Source organism: Citrobacter arsenatis (genome assembly GCF_004353845.1).
GTDB classification, from domain to species: domain Bacteria; phylum Pseudomonadota; class Gammaproteobacteria; order Enterobacterales; family Enterobacteriaceae; genus Citrobacter; species Citrobacter arsenatis.
Genome location: NZ_CP037864.1, coordinates 4,109,300 through 4,130,017, shown reverse-complemented (window position 1 = coordinate 4,130,017; position 20,718 = coordinate 4,109,300). Strand labels below are relative to the sequence as shown.

At 50.5% G+C, this 20,718-nt stretch carries 18 protein-coding genes; 9 read left to right on the top strand and 9 right to left on the bottom strand.

Annotation, left to right across the window (positions count from 1 at the left end):
• The first annotated feature begins 1 nt into the window (after nucleotide 1).
• Genes E1B03_RS20915 through E1B03_RS20880 form a run of 8 tightly spaced genes read left to right on the top strand, consistent with a single transcriptional unit; the run spans nucleotide 2 to nucleotide 9,663 of the window.
• Nucleotides 2–2,092 (top strand): methyl-accepting chemotaxis protein, encoded by a 2,091-nt coding sequence (locus E1B03_RS20915; protein WP_133086851.1) that lies wholly within the window; start codon nucleotides 2–4, stop codon nucleotides 2,090–2,092.
• Entirely contained in the window at nucleotides 2,089–3,156 is a 1,068-nt protein-coding gene (locus E1B03_RS20910) for a chemotaxis protein CheB (protein WP_103769172.1), read from the top strand. Before E1B03_RS20915 ends, E1B03_RS20910 begins: the two co-directional genes overlap by 4 nt.
• Complete coding sequence (locus E1B03_RS20905; RefSeq protein ID WP_133086850.1) at nucleotides 3,153–4,565, top strand: CheR family methyltransferase; 1,413 nt, start codon at nucleotides 3,153–3,155, stop codon at nucleotides 4,563–4,565. Before E1B03_RS20910 ends, E1B03_RS20905 begins: the two co-directional genes overlap by 4 nt.
• Before the next feature lie 11 nt (nucleotides 4,566–4,576).
• The gene (locus tag E1B03_RS20900) at nucleotides 4,577–6,709 is read left to right on the top strand and encodes a hybrid sensor histidine kinase/response regulator (RefSeq protein ID WP_133086849.1); all 2,133 of its coding nucleotides are present in this window, start codon (nucleotides 4,577–4,579) and stop codon (nucleotides 6,707–6,709) included.
• A 22-nt stretch (nucleotides 6,710–6,731) separates the two neighbouring features.
• Nucleotides 6,732–7,094 (top strand): response regulator, encoded by a 363-nt coding sequence (locus E1B03_RS20895; protein ID WP_103769175.1) that lies wholly within the window; start codon nucleotides 6,732–6,734, stop codon nucleotides 7,092–7,094.
• A gap of 13 nt (nucleotides 7,095–7,107) precedes the next feature.
• Nucleotides 7,108–8,784, top strand: a complete 1,677-nt coding sequence (locus E1B03_RS20890; RefSeq protein WP_103769176.1) for a diguanylate cyclase — start codon at nucleotides 7,108–7,110, stop codon at nucleotides 8,782–8,784.
• An 11-nt stretch (nucleotides 8,785–8,795) separates the two neighbouring features.
• Nucleotides 8,796–9,320, top strand: a complete 525-nt coding sequence (locus E1B03_RS20885) for a chemotaxis protein CheW (protein WP_103769177.1) — start codon at nucleotides 8,796–8,798, stop codon at nucleotides 9,318–9,320.
• The gene (locus E1B03_RS20880; protein ID WP_103769178.1) at nucleotides 9,304–9,663 is read left to right on the top strand and encodes a hypothetical protein; all 360 of its coding nucleotides are present in this window, start codon (nucleotides 9,304–9,306) and stop codon (nucleotides 9,661–9,663) included. The genes E1B03_RS20885 and E1B03_RS20880 overlap by 17 nt, the downstream gene beginning before the upstream one ends.
• A gap of 75 nt (nucleotides 9,664–9,738) precedes the next feature.
• Here the strand turns inward: E1B03_RS20880 and E1B03_RS20875 are convergent, their stop codons facing one another.
• The 8 genes from E1B03_RS20875 to E1B03_RS20840 form a co-directional block, all read right to left on the bottom strand.
• The gene (locus E1B03_RS20875; RefSeq protein ID WP_133086848.1) at nucleotides 9,739–11,361 is read right to left on the bottom strand and encodes a serine hydrolase; all 1,623 of its coding nucleotides are present in this window, start codon (nucleotides 11,359–11,361) and stop codon (nucleotides 9,739–9,741) included.
• Nucleotides 11,362–11,455: 94 nt separating this feature from the next.
• Complete coding sequence (locus E1B03_RS20870) at nucleotides 11,456–12,178, bottom strand: cysteine hydrolase family protein (protein ID WP_133086847.1); 723 nt, start codon at nucleotides 12,176–12,178, stop codon at nucleotides 11,456–11,458.
• Nucleotides 12,179–12,341: 163 nt separating this feature from the next.
• Nucleotides 12,342–13,193, bottom strand: a complete 852-nt coding sequence (sitD, locus tag E1B03_RS20865; protein WP_103769181.1) for an iron/manganese ABC transporter permease subunit SitD — start codon at nucleotides 13,191–13,193, stop codon at nucleotides 12,342–12,344.
• Nucleotides 13,190–14,047, bottom strand: a complete 858-nt coding sequence (gene sitC / locus E1B03_RS20860) for an iron/manganese ABC transporter permease subunit SitC (RefSeq protein ID WP_133086846.1) — start codon at nucleotides 14,045–14,047, stop codon at nucleotides 13,190–13,192. The genes sitD and sitC overlap by 4 nt, the downstream gene beginning before the upstream one ends.
• A 2-nt stretch (nucleotides 14,048–14,049) precedes the next feature.
• Entirely contained in the window at nucleotides 14,050–14,865 is an 816-nt protein-coding gene (sitB, locus tag E1B03_RS20855; protein ID WP_103769182.1) for an iron/manganese ABC transporter ATP-binding protein SitB, read from the bottom strand.
• Nucleotides 14,862–15,779 carry a metal ABC transporter substrate-binding protein gene (locus E1B03_RS20850; protein ID WP_133086845.1) on the bottom strand — a complete coding sequence of 306 codons (918 nt, stop codon included), beginning with the start codon at nucleotides 15,777–15,779 and terminating at the stop codon, nucleotides 14,862–14,864. Before E1B03_RS20850 ends, sitB begins: the two co-directional genes overlap by 4 nt.
• A 182-nt stretch (nucleotides 15,780–15,961) precedes the next feature.
• Nucleotides 15,962–16,735 (bottom strand): SGNH/GDSL hydrolase family protein, encoded by a 774-nt coding sequence (locus E1B03_RS20845; protein WP_103769184.1) that lies wholly within the window; start codon nucleotides 16,733–16,735, stop codon nucleotides 15,962–15,964.
• A gap of 10 nt (nucleotides 16,736–16,745) precedes the next feature.
• A complete protein-coding gene (locus E1B03_RS20840; protein WP_133087249.1) occupies nucleotides 16,746–17,786 on the bottom strand; it encodes a porin in 1,041 nt (346 codons plus the stop codon).
• A 407-nt stretch (nucleotides 17,787–18,193) separates the two neighbouring features.
• On the opposite strand from E1B03_RS20840, the gene E1B03_RS20835 reads away from it, so the two are divergent.
• Nucleotides 18,194–19,564: a class-II fumarase/aspartase family protein gene (locus E1B03_RS20835; RefSeq protein ID WP_133086844.1), complete on the top strand. Its 1,371-nt coding sequence runs from the start codon at nucleotides 18,194–18,196 to the stop codon at nucleotides 19,562–19,564.
• A gap of 46 nt (nucleotides 19,565–19,610) precedes the next feature.
• Here E1B03_RS20835 and E1B03_RS20830 read toward each other — a convergent pair whose 3' ends face one another.
• On the bottom strand, nucleotides 19,611–20,504 hold the full coding sequence (locus E1B03_RS20830) for a MurR/RpiR family transcriptional regulator (protein WP_133086843.1): 894 nt from the start codon (nucleotides 20,502–20,504) through the stop codon (nucleotides 19,611–19,613).
• Nucleotides 20,505–20,718 lie beyond the last annotated feature (214 nt).

Sequence of the window (20,718 nt, the reverse complement as noted above, 5' to 3'; positions counted from 1 at the left end):
TATGAGTGACATTAGTAAAGTGAAAAATCGAAGCGCGGGTGCCAGCGGTGAGGGGCCGCGCGTTCGGCTTGTCTCCTGGCTGCACAATATCCATCCCGGTGTAGCGATGAAGCTTGGCATGATTTTGGTTGTCTGTATTGCAACGTTGCTGATTGGCGCTTCGTTTATTTTATCGTCTTATCTTTCCAGAGAACTGCAGGTCAATGCGCTGGAGATGATTAAAACCAACACGCGTATTTTCCACAACAGTATTTCTAATGAATTCCAGCGTGTAACTCGCGATGCGGAACATTACAGCAATGTTTATATTAACAATTATCAGAACGTTGCCGGTAAACCGCTGCGCTACATGGACTCTACTGAATTAAAAGCGGTCCTGAGCAACCCGAATACCAATGCGCATTTCACCGAATTAACCAGCGTATTTGCCAGTACATTTATTCTGCAAGGCGAGCAGTTTGTGCGCGTTAGCAGCACTTTGCTGGCAAGCTCAGGTAATACCGCAACCGCCACGGCGTTGGGACATGACAATCCGGCGTTGCCGTTACTTTTAAAAAATAAACCTTTTTCCGGCGTAGTGACGCTGTTTGGTAAGCAGTTTATTAGCCACTATGAACCGATCGCCGATAAATATGGCCAGGTGGTTGGGGCGGTTGCGGTAGGGTTTGACGTCAAACAAAGTTTGCAACCGATTATTCAGCGTTTGCTGAATGTGCATATTGGTAAAGATGGCTATGCCTACGTACTGGACGCCGGGTTTGAACCGGGTCGTATGTTAGTCCACCCCGCGTTGAGCAATCAGCAGGCGATTAATATTACCGATGCCAATGGTTTTAAGCTGTTTGCCGATATGCTAGAACATAAAAATGGCATCACTTACTACAACTGGGTAAGCGGTTATGGCACGCTGCCGAAGACCAAAGTCGCCGTCTATGAATACGTTGAAGGGATTAACTGGATAATCGCAACCACCAACTATGTTGATGATGTTGCCAAGAGTAGCAATCTGGTGCGTAACGGTCTGCTGCTGTTTACCGCGCTGTTGTTGCCCATCATTTTATTGCTGATTGCCGTTGCCAGCCGTTTTCTGATTTCCCGGCGCTTAAACCGCGTGTTAGGGATTGCGCAAACTATCGCTGAAGGTGACTTAACGGTGGATGTGCAGGTCGATCATCATGATGAGATTGGCGAGTTGCTGAGTGCGGTAGAAACGATGCGCCAGCGTCTGCACTCGTTGGTGGGCGGTATGGTTTCTCATGCTAATTCGGTGCATCAGGCGTCGCTACATATCACCGAGGCGGTAGATGGTCAGGCATCAACCAGCGTGGAAACCTCTTCTTCAGTAGCTGAAATTACTTCCACCATGGAGGAACTGTCAGCATCTTCCACGCAAATTGCTGAACATTCGCGGGCGGTTGTGGATATCGCCAACCAGACGCTTGATGATTGTAATAAAGGCTCAGAATCGATGTCGCAGTTGCTGATGCGCATGACGGATATTGATACCGACAATCAGCAAAACATGCGTGAAATCATGATGCTCGGCAATAAGTCGACGGAAATCAGTCGCGTGATGGTGATCATTAACAGCGTTGCGGATCAAACCAAACTGATCGCCTTTAACGCCGCGCTGGAAGCGGCCAGCGCCGGGGAAGCCGGCAAGCGTTTTTCGGTGGTAGCAGCTGAAATCCGCCGTCTGGCCGATTCGGTAACGGAATCGACGGTTGAGATTGAGAATAAGATTAGCGAGATCCAAAACGCAATCAATCGCCTGGTACTGAACGCTGAGAAAGGCGGCGAGAGCATCAAAGCGGGTGCCAGAGCGTGTAAAGTCAGTGCCGAGCACCTGAATGACATCGTCGTGACCGCAGAGCAAACCTCGACGGCGGCGTTGCAAATTTCCCTGTCCACTCAGCAGCAGAAAACGGCAAGTAATCAGGTGGTTATGGCGCTGCGTGAAATTGTCGTTGCCAGTAACTATACCTCGCAGTCCATCAAAGACATTCTGGTTGTCAGTCAGGACATGACGCAATTATCGAAAGCGCTGAAAGAGGCATCGTCCTCATTCACCCTGACGGAAGCAGAGGCATGAACAGTGGCAACATTCGGGTGCTGATCCTCGACCTGGGTAGCGCATCGCGTAATGAACTGGTCAGGCAACTGGAGGAGCACCCGCATATTAAGGTGGTGGGACAAGCTGCTCACCGCAGACTGGCGATTCGACTGTTGCAACAGCTGATGCCCGACCTGCTGATTCTGACGCTGGATACCTCGAGCGCCGATAACGTCGAGGTTGTCGAAACGATTATGGCAACCAGCGCCATCCCCATCTTAGTCATGAGATTTTGCCCTGAAAATCAATGGGATGATGACTACATTTCCCGCGGTGCGCTGGCGGTGCTGCACCATAGCAGTGATTCCCCGTTATCAACGGATGCTCTGCATCGCAAAGTGGAATTGCTGGTTGGTGTGAAAGTCATTCGTCATATCAAGGGATTACGTTATCCAACCGAACCGGTGATGCCCGTTGTACGAGCGACAATGGATGCCGCACAGATGCCGCAGGACTGGCCTTTTGTGCTGGCGATTGCCTGCTCGACGGGCGGGCCGCAGGCGCTGAGTAAGCTATTGCAGGCACTGCCTGGTTCGTTCCCGTGCCCGGTACTTATCGCCCAGCATATCGCCGATGGCTTCGCAAAAGATATGGTGCGTTGGCTGGACAGCGTGACCGAACTAAAGGTACGACTGGCGCAGGAAGACGATCGGGTGAAGGCGGGATATGTGTATATATTGCCGCCGGAGCAGCATCTGATCGTCAAAAACAACCAGCGTCTGGCGGCGATCCCCAGACAGGACAGTGACGTTTACCACCCTAGCTGCAACTTGTTGCTGGAGTCGGTGGCCGAGGTGTTTCGTGAAAAAGCCGTCGGACTGATTATGACCGGCATGGGTAGCGATGGCTGCCGTGGTATTGAGCTTATTTTCCGACGCGGCGGCAGAACGTTGGCACAGGACGAAGAGAGTTCGGTGGTATTCGGTATGAATAAAAACGCGATCGACAAGCAGCTGATACACCGCACGATCCCACTGGATGGTCTTGCCAAAGCGCTGCTTGCAATGGCGTGTCACGGGCATTTTGAGAGTAAATTGCCATGATCCCTAATCTTCCTGATTATGCTCGTCTGATCAAAGAACGGGTCGGCTTGCACTTCGATAACGCCATGGAAGCGCTGCTGAAAACGGCGCTGAGTCGGCGAATGGCCGAGCGAAAAATCAATGATTACTATGAATACTACGAGCAACTGCGCATCTCGCAGAACGAATTTGATAGCTTCATCACGCTGATTACGATTAACGAAACCTATTTTTTCCGTGAAAGCGATACGCTGGATTTAATTTGTGACAAGTGGATCCCGCGTCTGCTGCAACAGCGCAGCGGCCCGGTGCGTATTCTGAGTGCCGGATGTTCCTCGGGGGAAGAAGCCTACTCGTTGGCTATCAAGCTGCATGAGAAATACCTCGGCGCAATGGCGCAGCGTATTGAAATCTACGGCTGTGATATTGACCCGGCAATTCTGGCAAAAGCCCGTAACGCTTGCTATTCAAGCTATTCGTTTCGCGGCGTCGAGCCGCGTATTCAGCAACGCTACTTTACCCGCTCGGGAAACCTCTACCGGCTGCATGATGAGATCCGTGAGAAAGTCTCATTCCATCGCACCAACATTATAAAAGAGCAGTTGCTACCGGAAGTGGACATCATTTTGCTGCGCAACGTGTCCATCTATTTCGACACGCCCACGCGTCGTGAACTGCACGGAAATTTGCTGAAGATGCTGCAGCCGCAGGGGGCCTTATTTTTTGGTAATGCGGAAACGCTGGCCAACAATTTCGACATTCTGAAGCTGGAACAGGAAGAGGGCATTTTCTATTTTTGTCACCATCGCGAAACGGCGAAAGTCGCGCCCGCGCCCCGAGTTGCGGTGCGTATTGCGCAGCTAAAAACGGTGGCTGAACAGGACGCTCCCGCGCCAGCGGCGCAGCAGAATAGTGACTGGCTGAAGAAAGCGCGCGCCTGTCTCGATGAAAAATGTTTTTCTGAAGCCGAAAAGTGTATCGCCTGCGTATTACGCGACGATCCCCGTAATCAGGATGCGCTGCTGATCCAGGGGGTAATAGCTCTCGAGCAGCGTGAATTTTCCCAGACAGCCGGAAACGCGCAGAAAATCCTCGCACAGGATGAGTGGTCGGCAGAAGCCAAAATGCTGCTCGGCCTGGCGATGATGTGGCAACACCAGACGCAGCAGGCTATCGCTTGGTTTAAACAGGTGGTTTATCAGGAGCCGGGCTATTGGCCTGCACACTATTATCTGGCCGAAATGTACCGACAAAGCGAGCTGCGCCAACCCGCTCAACGCACTTATCGTGTGGTGATGCAGCTACTGAACGATGAAATAAGCAATCCATCATCGGTTTGTCGTCTGCGTTTGCCGATCGTTTTTCCAGGCCATACGTTTCGTTTCCTGTGTGAACATCAACTGGCGCAATTCGCCCACCAAAGTGGCTAATAAGAGCGATTATGGCTATCTGTCTAAAAAAATTCGTTCTGCGCTTTATTGATGAAGGGAGAGGTCATTTGCAGACGATCAGCGAAGGGGCGTTTCTCCTCTCCGCTGATGAACATACGGAAGCCTGGATAGGCGAGATGTTTCGCGCCGCGCATACCCTGAAAGGAGGCGCGCGGATGCTGAAACTACAAAGTATCGCCGATGTCACTCATCATCTTGAGGATGTATTGAGCGAGCTACGTGATAAAAAACTGACGCCGGACAGGGGGCTGGGCAATCTGATTCATGAGTCCGTGGAGTATCTCTCCGGTCAGTTGACTCAGCTTTTTGTCAGCGAAGGGGATAATCAGTTGCCACCTGCGGACGCCGGGCTGTGCGAACGCCTTGCCCGCGCCAGCCGGGGAGAGGCCGTCACGCTGGTGGTAGAAGGTGCAGGGGCAACGGAAAAAACAGTGCTCCCAACGCCTGCGGCGGCAGCCAGCCTGGATTCCGGCATTAAGCAGGCCGATTTCGTGCGGGTAAAGCTGAATAAGCTCGATGGCCTGATCGACATTCTGGGGGAGGTTCTTGCCGGACATGACCGCCTTGAGCAACAGATACAAAATCTGAGTCAACTGGTACCGCGGCTGCCAGGCCTGAGCGCCGAGCAGCTTCGACAGCAGATCCACGACTTTAGCGCGCAACTGAGAGAAAGCGTTCAGCTCCAGCATTTGCAGATGTTTGAACTGTACGATGTGGCGGCGCGGATCCGTATGCTTCCCCTTTCAACGCTGTTTGAACCCATTTCGCTGCAGGTTAGCGAACTGGCTTCCACGCTGAATAAGCAGGTGGTGTGCCGCTTTGTCGGCGGAGAAGTGGAAATCGATCGCCAGCTGATTGATCGCTTATCGGAGTCGCTGACGCATTTACTGCGTAACGCCGTCGATCATGGAATTGGTGAGACCGACGAACGTCTGGCGCTCGGTAAATCCACCCGCGGCACGATTACCATCACCACCCAACAGGACGGCAGCGGGATCTTACTGCGTATCGAAGATGATGGTCGCGGTCTGAACTATGAGGCCATCAGCGCGAAGGCGGTCAGTAAAGGTCTGGTGCCTGCTTCAATGGCCGGGCAGCTCTCAGAACAGGAGTGTAATGAGCTGATTTTTCATCCCGGCTTTTCTACCAGCAAGATAGTCTCCGAGCTTTCCGGTCGCGGCGTTGGCCTTGATGTGGTGCGCAAAACGGTGGTGACCGACCTGCAAGGGGATTTGCAGGTTTATAGCCGTGCGGGCGTCGGAACCAGCTTTAGCCTGCGTCTGCCTGTTTCGCTCACGATGATGCGTATTCTGCAATTTGAAGAGCAGGGACATCTGTTAGGGCTGGCCGCGCAGTATGTGGTCGAGGTGGTGGAATGCACGGCGCAGGGGATTAGCGATATTGCCGGGCGTCCCGCCATTATTCTGCATAACGAGTTTATCCCGGTGGTCTGCGCTGGCACTTTGCTGGGCATTCACGAGCGTCAGGGAAGTTCTCCCACGGCCGGGCAGCGATTAATCGTCGTGCAGAACCAGTTCAGCAAAATGGCGCTGCGGGTGGATAAGCTGCTTGATGAACGCAAGATGATGATCAAACCGTTACCGAAGCATATGCAGCAGCAGTCGCTGGTCTCCGGGATGGTACAGACGCCGGATAACCAACTGGTTAGCATCCTGCAAGTCCCCGCGCTGATGGCGATGGCGCAGCAATCGCGACAAACCACGGCACCCGCACCGGCGGTAAACGTTACGCCGGGTGCCTGGCATGTGCTGGTGGTTGATGACTCCCTCAATACCCGCGAGATAGAAAAAAATGTGCTGGAAGCGCACGGTTATCAGGTCACGCTGGCAGAAGACGGGTTGTCAGGGCTGCAAAAAGCGAAACTGACCCAGTTTGATGCCGTTCTGACGGATGTTGAAATGCCGTTTATGGATGGCTTCACCTTCACCAAATCATTGCGTGGAGAGAAAAATTATCAGCACACGCCAATCATCATTGTGACGTCCCGCGCGAAGGAAGAGGACCGGCGACGCGGGATTCAGGTCGGCGCAGATGCCTACATCGCCAAAGGTGATTTCGAGCAGGACAGTCTGATAAAAACATTAAAAATGCTTTTGTGCTGATAGCGCAAAATCGAGAGAGAAGATGCGAATTTTATTAGTTGATGATGATCTTTTTGCGGCCGAGCTGGCGTCCATTTTTTTGCAAATGGACGGCTACGACGTGGTGATTGTAGAAAGCGCAATTTCCGCCTTAGCCTGCCTGGACTCGGACAACAATATCGATCTGGTGATTAGCGATCTGCATATGCCTGAGATCAGTGGTCTGGATTTGTTGGCGCTGTTACGCGCTCAGGATTGGTCTAAGCCCTTTATATTACTCAGTGCAAACGAAGTGACGGCCAGCGACGTGGCGTACGACCGTTGGGTGAAAAAAGATGAAAACCTCGCGGAAAATCTGAGGGCTGCGGTGAACGCGCTGCTGTTACCGTCCGTGGTTACTGAATAAGCCTGGGCGTTTGATGAAACAAGAAAATAAGCACATAGCAATGGCGGCTGCGCAGGAAAAAATAGCGCGTCTGCGCCAGGGTTTTTTACGTCGAATTCCCGACATGCTGGCACAGGCGGAAAGATTACTTGTGCAATTGGTCGCAGAGCCAAGTGAAGCCTGCCGTAAACAGCTGCATATTCTGCTGCACAGCATTCACGGTTCGGCGGGTTCCTTTGGTTTTAGCCCGCTGGCGAATGCGTCAGCGGAAGGGGAACGTTTACTAACAGAGCCAGTAATAGAGCCAAGTACTTTGCATTACGATGAGCTGCGGCGAATCATTCGCTGGCTTTATACCCTGACCCAGGAACAGCTCAATCTTGAGCATCGTATCAGCGATACGGATTTTACATTACCGATCGCCGCGCAGCGCCCGGAAGAGGGGTACGTTCGGCGGGCCAGCAAGCCTATCTACCTGTGTGATGATGACGTCGACCAGGTTGAGTTGCTCGCTACCCAACTGCGCTGTTTCGGTTTTACCTGTCATGTGTTTGCGAACACGCAGGATTTTACCCAGGCCGTGTTGTCACAACCGCCAGCCGTGGTGATTATGGATGTCAGCTTTCCGGACAACGCCTACGGTGGGCCGCTGGCGATGTCGGATCTGAAGCGCAAAGTGGGAAAGCCTTTTCCGGTATTGTTCCTCTCGTGCCATAGCGATTTTAATGCCCGCATCAACGCCATCAAATCCGGCTGTGATGGTTACTACGTAAAACCGGCTTCGATTACCGATTTAGTACAAGAACTTCATCGCCTGACCCAGCCGTCGCTGAAAAAACCTTATCAGGTACTGATGATCGATGATGAGCCGGCGGTAGCGGAGTACAACGCGGAAATGCTGCGCATGGCGGGCATGGAAGTGCATGTCCTGGAGAAACCGCACTATTTACTGCACGTGCTGAATGCGCAACCTATCGATCTGGTGTTGATGGATTACCACATGCCGGAGTTCAGCGGTGAAGAACTGACAAAATTGATTCGCCAAATACCGCAGCATATTGGCCTGCCTATCGCCTATCTCTCCAGCGAGACCAACAAGCATGCGCAGTTGGGGGCAATGAGTATCGGCGCAGAGGATTTTATTCTCAAACAGGCCGACCCTGAGGAGCTTATCCGTGCCGTATCGATCCGCGCGGAAAGAATGCGCGTCCTGCGTGCCCGCATGTCGCAGGACAGTCTGAGCGGATTATATAACCACTCCACGACCACCCATTTTCTCAAGAGCGCGATTGCCGAGTCGAACTACAGCGGCAACCCATTCTGTATGGTGATGGTGGACCTGGATCGCTTCAAAAGCATTAACGATACCTACGGCCATGCGGTCGGTGACCAGGTTATTGTTGGTATTTCACAGCTGTTTTCCCATCGCTTACGCAGCACCGATATCGTTGGTCGTTACGGTGGAGAGGAGTTTGTGATCATTATGCCGAACACCAGCAATGACAAAGCGGCGCGGGTGGTCGAACGATTACGCCGGGATTACGAACAGGTCACTTTTTCCGTTAACGACGCCAGTTTTCATAGCACCTTCAGCGCGGGTATTGCCCAGTGGCAGTTTGGCGATCGGATCGAAACGCTACGCGAACGTGCAGATCAGGCGCTATACGCCGCGAAGCAAAATGGTCGCAACACCTTCTGCATTGCTGAGTAAAAGGAGAAAACATGAGCCAACAGCTGGAGCACATTCTCGCCCTGAATCATGGCGAAAAGCCGGAGTGTGAAAACGTTGATGAGCCGCAGCGTACGCTGGTGTTATTTCAACTGGCGGGTAAGAATTTTGCCTTTTACGGCGCGCAGATCAAAGAGATCCTCGCTGAGCGCCCGATCTCCTGGGTTCCCTGCTGCCCGCCAATGCTTGAAGGGGTTATTAATTACCGCGGACGAGTAGAGTCGGTGATGAGGCTGGACAGTCTGATCGACACCCCTGCCGTAAACCCGGCAGGTAAACGCACCATCCTGATCGGTTGTGCGGAAAAAATGCAAAGTGGGATCCTGATAGACAAACTGATTGATGTGCTGGATGTTGTCGAAAGCCAGATTCATTTGCCGGGAGACTCGCTGCCCCCAGCGCTGCAAACGATCGCTGTGGGGGTGGTTAACGTGACGGAAACCTGGTTCACGTTGCTCGACCTGAATCTGGTTTTCGAACGTTATCAGGAGACCAGCGGGTATGAGTGCTCCCATTAATCTGGCTGCGGTGCGCGTTACCCTGGGCTCGCAGAATTTTTATATTCCGGCCAGTCAGGTTGGACGCTGTGCGCTGGTGACGAATGTTGTATCGGAAATTCCCCGCTTTAGCCGCTGGTTAGGTATTGCCGATGAGCCGCAAGAGGGCAGACATTTGCATTTATGCGTTCCGGACAGCGGCGTTGAAACCGGCTGGTACTTATGGGGGCAACTGGAGAATGTGTTGCTCTCAAGCGAGACTATTTTTGCCGTACCGCCACTTCTGGCACGGCACTGCCATCTGCCTGCGCTGCGTGCTTTGGTGGGCCGCGAGGCGTTTAGTCCGCTGTTAAGCTGGCGCTGAAAACAGAGCACAATAATGTGCTGCGGGAGCCGTTATGCTCCCGCAGCAGACGATGACCCGGAACGTTGTCCCCGGTTACTGGGTATAAGCATCGACCGCTTTGCTGACCAAACCGGTCATAAAGTTGTCAATTTTATCAATGGTTTGTTTGTCCTGAAGATCAAAGGTTTTTGCCACGTCATCCAGATTTTCATAACCCACCCAAACCCGTCCAATTTTATCCTGCCATACCGAAACACGTAACGGCAGATCCAGCGCAACACCCTGTTTGTCCTGCATGAGTTTTGTGCCAACTTTCGGGTTACCAAATACCAGGACTTTCGTTGGTCTGAGGTCCATGCCGACATCCTGAGCATTTTTCTCATGATCAATTTCAGTAAATACCGGAACACCTTCACTCTTCAGAATGGCTTTCAGTCGGAACACCGTCTCATCAACAGAGAATTTACTCTCCTGGTTTTTGATCTTCTCTGAATTTAATCCAGAACCCAGTCCGGTTTTATAGGCCTCAGCGATATCACGCGCTACCTGGGTTAGATCTACACCTTCTTTGTTGGTCAATAGGGTCACGCAAACCAGCTCATCCCCGGCGGTAAAGCGGCTCAGATAGGCGCTAAATCCTCCCGTGGTGCCTTTTATTTCAAGGAATCCTGGATGGCGGGTAAACTCCCAGCCGGCCATGGCTGGCACGACTTTACCGTTTTTCAGTTTTGCCGGGCTATAGATGATGTCACGCAGCGCTTTGTCTTTAACCAACGTACTGCCTGCCAGACCGATATCCCACTTACTGATATCTTCTGCAGATGACCACAGACCACCGTAGGCGTACAGATTATCGGTGGCGGTTGCGCTTACCGGCGCCAGTTTGTCCCCCGATGAGACGTAACCTGTTGCGGGTTCAACGGGATTTATCCACGAAATTTCAGATTTAAATTTTGTGTGCTGATTGTGTTGCTTATCAGGCGTTGGGCGATCGAGAAACGCTTTCGTTGGCATGTCTTTCGCGAACATGGTGCTTTGCAGGCCTAGCGGCTCGATTTGGTATTTATTGACGAAATCTGCGTAACTCATTCCGCTGACCTTCTCGATAGCCATTCCTAACAGAATAAAATCGGTCGCGCTGGAGTTGATATCCGTACCGCTTTTAAATTCGAGCGGTTTATTTTTGACAAGATCGACCAGCTGCACAGGCGTATATTTTTGCGCCTGCTTGTAGCCGAAGAATCTGAAGTCAGGGATCCCCGATGAATGTTGCATTAACTCCAGAATCGTAATGTTATGCCAGCTTTGTGGCAGGTCTGGCAAATAGTTGCTCACGGGGGTATCAAGGCTTAATTTACCTTGTTCTACCAGTTGCATCACCGCGACGGCGGTAAAAGCCTGCGTGATTGGCCCAATCCCCCACATGGTTTTGGTGGACGCGAGTTCATCATTGGTTGCCGTTGCCAGACCGTATCCCGCAGAACGCGGAATATAGGGCGCCTGAACGATCGCCATAGATAAGCCCGGCAGGTTATTTTTTGCCATTACCTCGGCAATAATTTGGTCGATATATTTGCCGTTGACTTTTAACTGTGGGTCACCACGATTAACTAAGTAAGTTGTCTCGTTAGTATTAGATGCGGCTACTGCCTGGAAGGCTGAAACTGACATGGAAAGTAAAACACATGCCGAAATAACCTTTAGCTTAAAGTTCATGGAAAAGCTCCGCGCTGATTGAAATTGATATTGGTAACGAATGAATGGGCGATGTAGGGCATACGATTACCCTTGGTTACAGTAGTCATCGCCATTACTTAGCGGCTGTGTTTACCCTGTCGACCGTTGTTGCGGTGTCCCATAAGTCATTGGCAATAATGCGGTAGTTGGTCAGGGCCGCAAGATAGCCGTCACCTTCCGGGATGCGCGGACCCGCCGTTGCGTCTTTAACGACGACAACTTCAAAACCTTGTTCAATCAATTCACGCATATGAGATTCAATACACAGATTGGCGGCCATCCCTGCGAGAATGACCTGCGAGACGCCACGCTTTCTTAATTGCAGCGCCAGGTCGTTGGTTTCCGGCCCGAAAATCTTATGCGGCGAGGCAATAACCGTTTCGCCATCATAAATATATGGCTTAAATTGCGGCAAAAAATCAGCCCCAGAGTTTTCGAAGTTTTCCAGCGTAAGTGGGCCTTTACGTTCGAACATTCCTGTACCGTGCATAAATGTTTCTCCCGGAGCGGTAGCATGCCATTTATGGTCGTGTGGAAAGTAATAATGTGGAGAAATAAAAACAGGAAGGTGCGTTTCTTTCGCCAGTTTAAAGAGCGTTTCAAGATTCGCAACGGTATTATTTTCAATAATACTGTCTTTGAAAACCTCCCAGCCAATACCCTGCGGGCTTAAAAAATCAACCTGCGGATCAACTACCACCAATGCGGCTGTCTTATTATTAAGTGTTATACCCTTGCGCGGTAAGCCATAGGCCTCTGGTTCCGAATAAATTTCGGACATGCTCATCTTGCTCATAAAATTTACCTGTATTTATATCTAATGTGATAGTGACTAGCTGATTATTAAATAGCTTTGGTAAATATGGCATGGTTCCAGTGCGGGGTATTTGTTCAGGACGCTGGGAATATTGTCATTACGTATTCTAATAACAATCGTGGGCATATTACAGCCCACTCCGTTAGAGATCGTATTGCTGGCGTCGCCGTTCCAGGCGACGGTCGCGCAGGGTGGAATAAATAAAGGTAATCACAAACAGCAGGGAAAATAGTACGACGATGGTGGGGGCCGGTGCGCTGTCGATGAAAAATGACAGGTACACGCCCATAAACGAAGTAATGACCGACATAACTACCGCCAGCCACAAGGCATGGGCGAATTTCCGCGTCATTAAAATCGCGATGGCACCAGGCGCAATCAGTAAGGAGATCGACAAAATAATCCCTACCGATTTGAGCGTAGCGACAATTGTCAGAGCGATCATGCACAACAGGCCGTAATGCAGTAGCGCCGTGTTAAGCCCACTGGCTTTTGCCTGATGCGGGTCAAAGGCATGCAGTAGTAGATCTTTCCACTTCAGTCCGATGATAAGCGCGATCCCCAGCGTGATAACCGCGGTTTGCATAATATCGCTTAATGATACGCCCAGCATGTCGCCGAACAGGATGTGATCGAGATGGACTTCTGACTGGATAGAGACGTACAGCACCAGCCCCGCACCGAACATGCCGGAGAAGACAATCCCCATCAGAGTATCGCGTTTGATGCGGCTGTTATCGTCGAGATAACCCGTCGCCACCGCACAGAACAGCCCGGCGATAAACGCGCCAATGGCCAGCGGGATGCCCGCAATCCACGCCAGTACGATGCCGGGGAAAACCGCGTGGCTCATGGCATCGCCCATCAACGCCCAGCCTTTGAGTACTAAAAATACTGACAGCAGCGCGCAGGGTACGGCGACAATCGTGGAGATGACCAGCGCATTGACCATAAAACTGAACTGAAAAGGTTCCAGCAGCGTGGTTAAGATCATACTGACTCCTTATTCACCAGACGGGCGCGGCGGCGATTTGCCAGCAGACCATGTTTTGGTGCGAAGACAAATGCCAGCAGGAACAGCAGCGTCTGCAGAACGACGATAATTCCGCCGGTTGCACCGTCCAGCCAGTAGCTCAGCCAGGCGCCGAAAAAGCTGGTCAGGCTGCCGATAGAGACGGCGATGGTGAGCAGGCGCGGAAAACGATCGGTCAGCAGCCAGGCCGTTGCCCCTGGCGTCACCACCAGACAAATAACCAGAAATGCGCCAACGGTTTGCAGGGCGGCGACCGTGGAAACGGAGAGCAGCGTAAAAAACAACAGCTTCAACCGACCCGGATTCAGACCGATTGACCGTGCGTGGTTTTCATCAAAAAAGACCACCATCAGATCTTTCCACTTCAAAAACAGGATAGTTAACGAGATAACGCCGATGATGGCCAGTTGCAGAATATCTTCCGGCGCAATCGCCAGCACGTTGCCGAGGATTATGGTCTGAATGTTCACCGACATCGGATTGAGCGACACCATAAACAGCCCGATACCGAAAAAGGATGAAAAAATCAGTCCGATAATGGCATCTTCCTTCAGGCGTGAACGCTGATTAAGAAATAGCATGCTGCCCGCCGCCAGTCCTCCGGAAAGAAATGCGCCAAGCGCGAAGGGAAGTCCTAACATATAGGCTCCTGCAACGCCCGGAACGATAGAGTGCGACAACGCATCACCGATCAGCGACCAGCCTTTGAGCATCAGATAGCAGGAGAGAAAAGCGCACAGGCCGCCGACCATCGCCGAGACCCACATGGCGTTGAGCATATACTGGTAGCCAAACGGCTCCGTCAGCCAGTTCATGATTATTTACCCTCGCTTGTCGCGCGTCGCGAAATAAACGGGCGTTCATCATCGGTAATCACGTGCTGTTCACCGCCGCTAAGCGCAACATGACGCAGTACGCCGCTGAATGCCAGCTCAAGATTCTCGTGGGTAAAGGTGGTTTCGGTGGGTCCACTTGCCAGCACTGTGCCCTTAATCATCACCGTGTAATCACAAAACTCGGTAACGGAGCCCAGATTATGGGTAGAGACCAGCATGGTCCGGCCTTCATCACGGAGTTCACGCAGCAGGTCGATGATCCGGGCCTCGGTTTTCACATCCACGCCGGTGAAGGGTTCATCCAGCAAAATCACCTGGCCATCTTGTGCGATGGCTCTTGCCAGAAAAACGCGTTTTTTCTGCCCGCCGGACAGTTCACCTATCTGGCGATGGCGATAATCCAGCATATCAACCCGCGCCAGCGCCGCATCCACGCAGGCGTGGTCAATCTGTTTTGGTCGACGCAGCCACCCCATATGGCCAAAGCGTCCCATCATCACGACATCTTCCACCAGTACCGGAAACGACCAGTCAACCTCTTCTGACTGGGGGACATAGGCGATCAGATTCTGTTTGAGCGCCTTATTAACCGGCTGTTGCAGAATAGAGATCTCCCCTTGCGCCAGGCGGACAAAACCCATCAGCGCTTTAAAAAGCGTTGATTTTCCCGAACCGTTTACGCCGACCAGCGCGGCAATTGAGCCGCCCGGAATCTGAAAAGTGGCGTCCCGCAATGCGGTGTGACCGTTGCGATACGTCACCGTAACCTGATTTACGGTAATCGCAGAGTGACTCATGGTTGTCTCTCCAGGCCCTTATTGATGCCGTTGACAATGGTTTGTGTGGTAACGCGCAGTAAGTCCAGATAGGTCGGAACCGGACCGTCGGCAGCGCTGAGCGAATCGACATACAGTACGCCGCCGTAATGGGCGCCAGACTCACGAGCAACCTGACGCGCAGGCTTGTCGGACACGGTGCTTTCGCTAAATACCGTTGGAATATGATGCGCTCTGATCGCATCGATCACTTTGCGAACCTGTTTGGGCGTGCCTTGCTGATCGGCATTGATCGGCCACAGATACAGCTCTTTGAGGTTGTTATCACGCGCGAGGTAAGAGAATGCGCCTTCGCTGGTAACCAGCCAGCGTTTATCAACAGGAAGCTTTGCCAGTTCTGCATGCAGTGGTGCCAGGGTTTGCTGAATTTTCGCTTTATAATTCTGCGCATTTTTTTGGTAGGTAGCGGCATTGTCTGGATCGTATTTCATCAGCGCATCGCGAATGTTATCCACGTAGATAAGCGCGTTCTCTGCTGACATCCAGGCATGTGGGTTGGGTTTACCGTTGTACGGCCCTTCGCTGATACCCATCGGCTGCACGCCGTTTGACACCATTACTTCCGGTACGCCGGACAAATTTTGGTAGAAGCGGGCAAACCATAGTTCGAGGTTAAGGCCGTTGGAGAGAATAAGCTGTGCGCCTTGCGCCCGTTTAATATCTCCCGGCGTGGGTTGATATTCGTGAATTTCTGCCCCAGGTTTGGTGATGGAACTGACGTCCGCCGCGTCACCCGCTACGTTGCTGGCCATGTCGGCTATCACCGTAAAAGTGGTTATCACTTTGAACTTTTCTTTCGCCCAGGCGGGTGACAGCGTCAGTGCCGTTAACGCGCTGGCAAGGAGAAATGACTTCAGATGGGGCAGATGCGGCATAGTATCCCTCACAACAAAGTGGTTAATTTATCATCGAATATAGCCTTTGCTATGTTATATAGCACATGGCATAAACAAATGAAAATAATTCTTATTTGCGTAGGATGCTAAGGAATAGACGGGCGATAATGTGTTTTACGCCGGCACGATTGCCGGCGTGTTGGGGACAAATAACCCGGTGATTACGACTTCTGGAACTCAGTGACGGTTTCCCATGCTACCTGTTGTAACGCTTTGGCAGTGGCAGGGGTCATGTCCGTATCAACAGGAAGCGCGCCGCCGACCGGAGACTGGTTATACAGGGTGGCGAAGAATACGCAGGCGGCGAGATATGTTCCGGAAATCGAAGGATGTACACCATCATGATAATACAGGTTTATTTCTGGGTGACTTATGCGCGCTTTCTCGAAAGCCAGGCCTACCGGAGCCACATATCCCCCGGTTTTTTGCGCAATGGAGAGATAAGCATCCGCCAGCTTTTGGCTATCTTCGGGTTTAGCTTTCTTTGGCCAGGTCATGAAATAGACAACTTTTGCACCTGCTTTATGCGCCATCTCAGCCATTTGGGTTGCCGAGTCAACGAAGTTTTGTCGGGTACTTTCTTTCTTTGAAATTGTTTCTGTAGAGTTCCCCTGTAATACCACTACATCCCATTTCTGTAGCGTATTCTGGTAGCGCATATTCTCAATTTGCCAGCCTAAATGACCGCTGGAAATCGTGATCCCTCGATACTTATAGCCTTTGGCATGATCAGGCAGTAAAGACTGCGTCAAATCCCGTAATCGGGTATTGATATTATTGTTATAGAACGTGAACGAGTTACCATAAAGCGCGACGATCTTATTCTCGCCATCCATTTTTGCATGTGGCGAAGGTGCTAATAACGTATCCGCGTGAGCGCAAATACAGCTCAGTGAAAGGGCCGTTACAGCGGCAAGCAAAGTTATCTTTTTCATCGGTTATCTCTTAGAAATCGTAACGGAGTCCAACGATGAGCGCATCATCATTGGTTTTTTTGTTCTTACTGGCGAACTCTTTATCGTAAGTAAATGATAACCACGTATCCTCAGCTAATGTTAATTGCGCTTCAGCACGCCAGTCTTCTTTTTCAGCGATATCTTTACCATCTTCATTTAAAAAACTATATCCGGTGAGAACTTTGACGGTGCCAAAGTTGTAGGAAATGAGTGAATCCATCCCTTTATAATTATTATCGCTTTTGTTATCGCGAGAAATAGAAGTACGTAAGGCGGTTACCGCGACTTCGTAGGCTTTATAGCTGAGTTGTAATCCGCCCATAATTTGGTCGTTTTGATTACGCCCATCGGTGGTCACTACACCATCCTGTCGTTTGTAACGACTGGCCGCGAGTGCGGGTGTAATTCTAAAATCACCAAATTTGAAAGATTTGCGATAGCTGGCCATCGCGCCGTAATCCAGGGCTTCGTTATCGCTGTTGCCATTACCGGAGACCCATGCCAGTTGAATTTCGTTACCGGCAAATTTGGCATTCCACTGGACGGTGCCGTCCTGGCGGTTGAACTGATATGAATCATCAATGGTTGTAATGCCATAGCTGTAGATATTGGGGGTGAAGTTTTTGTACTTATCTGTCATTTTCATTACCTGATACAACGGGTTTTTGGTTCTCCCGGTGATCAGTTCACCCCATGTTTTATTCGACAGGCCGACATAGGAATAGCGGGCCTCCATATCGCTTTCACCAGTATTGTTATCATTTTTTTCGGTACGTACCTGCCATTCCAGGCGACCCACGATTTTAGTCTCTGGCAGTAGATCCAGATCTCGGGTGAGATAAATACCTACACGGCCACCCAGATCGCTTCGACTTTCACTGCCAGCAAATGAATTTTGGCCGCTCGCAATTTTACCCTCAACGCGACCATAGATATCCAGAGTATTGCCATCCTTATTATAGACGTTTAAAGCGAACGCCGAGGAACTCATACCCATTAGTAATATTAGTGAATAGTTTTTTAGCTTCATGTCATCCCTCAAACCAGCATTAGTTTCCTGACCATAAAAATAAAGTTCACAGCGGGATGATTGTTTGTGGAAAAGGAATGGAAGTGGTATGGGAATCATTTTTTCTCGTGATGAAATGTGATTATTCACGCATAAATATCTCTGATTTCGCGATTGTATTAATAGCTCTTATATTTAGTGAGCGTTTTCTTTGAAATATTACGACTAATTAAATTGTAATTCAGGAATTACTGTGAAGTACGTCGCGTTTCTACAGGGGGAAAAAACTGAAAATGGGAATGTTGCATTCTCATGGTCATTTTGGGAGTGGGAATACTATTTTCCCCTATAATTTTAAAAACAGATCACGCAAAATTGATTAATCACATTTTCAATTATGACGCATTCATTGGCCGGAGAGGCGCTGTATGTTCGGTAAGCAAACAACGGTATTTGATTCTGATCTTTATTCTTCATTGTTCACCCACGGTCGGATGCGGGAAATATGGTCTGACGACAATCTGCTGCGTTGCTGGTTGCGATTTGAGGCAACCGTCGCCCGGGTGCAAGGCGAGTTAGGGATTATCCCTGAGCAAGCCGCTGTCGAAATTGAAAACGCGTGCAGGGAAATACAGATAGATTGGCCTACCCTTGCGCAAGAAACACAGACGGTCGGTATGGCGATCAAACCGTTAATCGATCAGATCTCTGCTTCTGGTACACCGTTGGTTAGCCAGTTTCTGCATTGGGGGTGTACGACCCAGGACTTGCTGGACTCTGGTATGGCGATGAGATTGCAACAAACGTTGCAGCTGCTGCGCGAACAATTGCTCGATGTTGGTGAAGCGATGAAGGCGATGGCAATACGTCACACCAGAACGGTGATGGTTGCGCGTACTAATTCGGTAGATGCCTCCGCGACAACATGGGGGCTGCATGTTTGCAGTTATCTGACGGAGGTTAATCGCCATCTGGTAAGACTCCAGCAGTTGTACCCGCGTGCTGTAACTGGACTCTTTGGCGGTGCGGTAGGTAATCTGGCCTCCGTGGGCGAGCAGGGAATGGAAACGCGTGAACGGCTGATGCGAGCGCTGGGTCTGAACGTGCCCTGCGGCATTAATAATGCCAGCCAGGATGCGGTTGTTGAAGTTGTGCAGTTTTTTGCCCTTGTTCACGGCACGCTATGTCGTCTGGCCAACGATGTCGAAACAATGGGACGCACGCCGATTGCCGAAGTGCTTGAGGGAGAGGGCGGTGGAGGGTCGAGCACGATGCCACACAAAGTTAATCCGCGTGCCAGTAATATGATGCAAACGCTGGCAAGGATGGGATGGATGTATGCGTCGGGCGCCCCGGCAATGCTGGATCAACAGGATGTGCGGGCCGCCTCAATGAGGGTATTAAACTGGACAATCCTCCCGGAGGCCTCTAATGCTTTATCGACCAGCCTGACACGCGCAAAGAATCTGCTTACGCATCTCATTATTAACGAAGAGAAGATGCGCGCCAATTTTGACTGCTCGAAGCACTTTATAATGTCGGAATCGCTGACGATGAAACTTGCCGCCAAAATTGGCAGAGAGTCCGCCTATAACTTAGTGAAAAACCTGCTGAAGCATGCAAGCGGTGAGCACAGTTTCATGGAAATCGTGCAGGCTAGCCCGGAAATCCGCGCATCATTATCTGTAGAAGAAATCGCTGCCGCCTGCGAGCCGCTGTCATATATCGGGGCTAACGACGCGCTAATTGCTGAAACTATAGCTCAGTTCGATCGCGTGAAAACCGTAGAGATAGCCTGATTCGTCCAGCCGCCAGGAGTAAGAACTCTCCTGGCGGCTGGTAGCGCTAAGTGTTGTGGGCTGATGCTGAAAATGTTTCGAAAAAGACGAACAACTCCTCCAGTTGGGCAAAATTCCCCTCGCTATCTCCTTTCTCATACGCCAGATGCAATATGAGTTCGATAAAAAAGAAGCCGAGAATACGGCTTTGAAAAATGGACTGTACGTCGCTGGGAAGAACAAACTGCAGATCGCAGAACTTGCCATAAGGGTTTGCCTCTGAGTTGGTAACCAGCACCACGACGGCATTCTTTTTTCTGAACCACTTTGCAATATTGAGCGCTACCCGGTTAAATCGATAGTAGGAGAACACAATCAGGACGTCCTCTTCCTCAATATTGAGGAGACATTTGGGGAGTTCGCTGATGTCAGTCAGTAACAAGGTGATGTCACTGCGAAAGTACTTTAGCAGTGTACAAAAATGCGTTGCCATTGCATGAGATGATGACGGGCCGACGACATAAATATGACGTTGGTTGTTCAGTACCAGATCGATAAACGCATCAAGGCTTTCAATATCGATATTATTTTTAAATTGATTAAATAATTCTGCTACTTTGTGGGTGAAGTCAGTAACGATACTTTCAGTGGTAATACTGGGGTTGTTACGCAGTTTGATGTTTTTCTCGAAAGGTGCGGATAATTTATTTTTTGACAGCGTAATGTCCAATGCTTTACGAAAGGCCGCATAACCCGTAAACCCAATTTTATTTAAAAATCGGCCAATGGTTGCTTTGCTTACCATCGCATTTTGCGAGAGATCAACAATGCCATGATAGGGAAGTTCATTGAAGTGTTTATTAATGTACTCATTAAGTCGGCACTCAGATTCAGTTAGATCACCCATATTAAGAGTAAGTGAGTTATACTCATCCAGACTTAACGTATTTTTTTTGTACATGGATAACACCCGATGGCTGTTGTATATCAACGTTGTTATAGGGTAATACGCTTTCGACGTCAATCATAGAATGGAGATGTTGGAAACCCGCATCCAGCCTTTGCTAAGAGATGCGACCGCATTCAGATGAGTTGCGATCTTACTCACAAAAAGGGGTGGGAAAACACCTTTCCCGTATTTTACAACCACACAACCCATTACAATTAAATCTCAA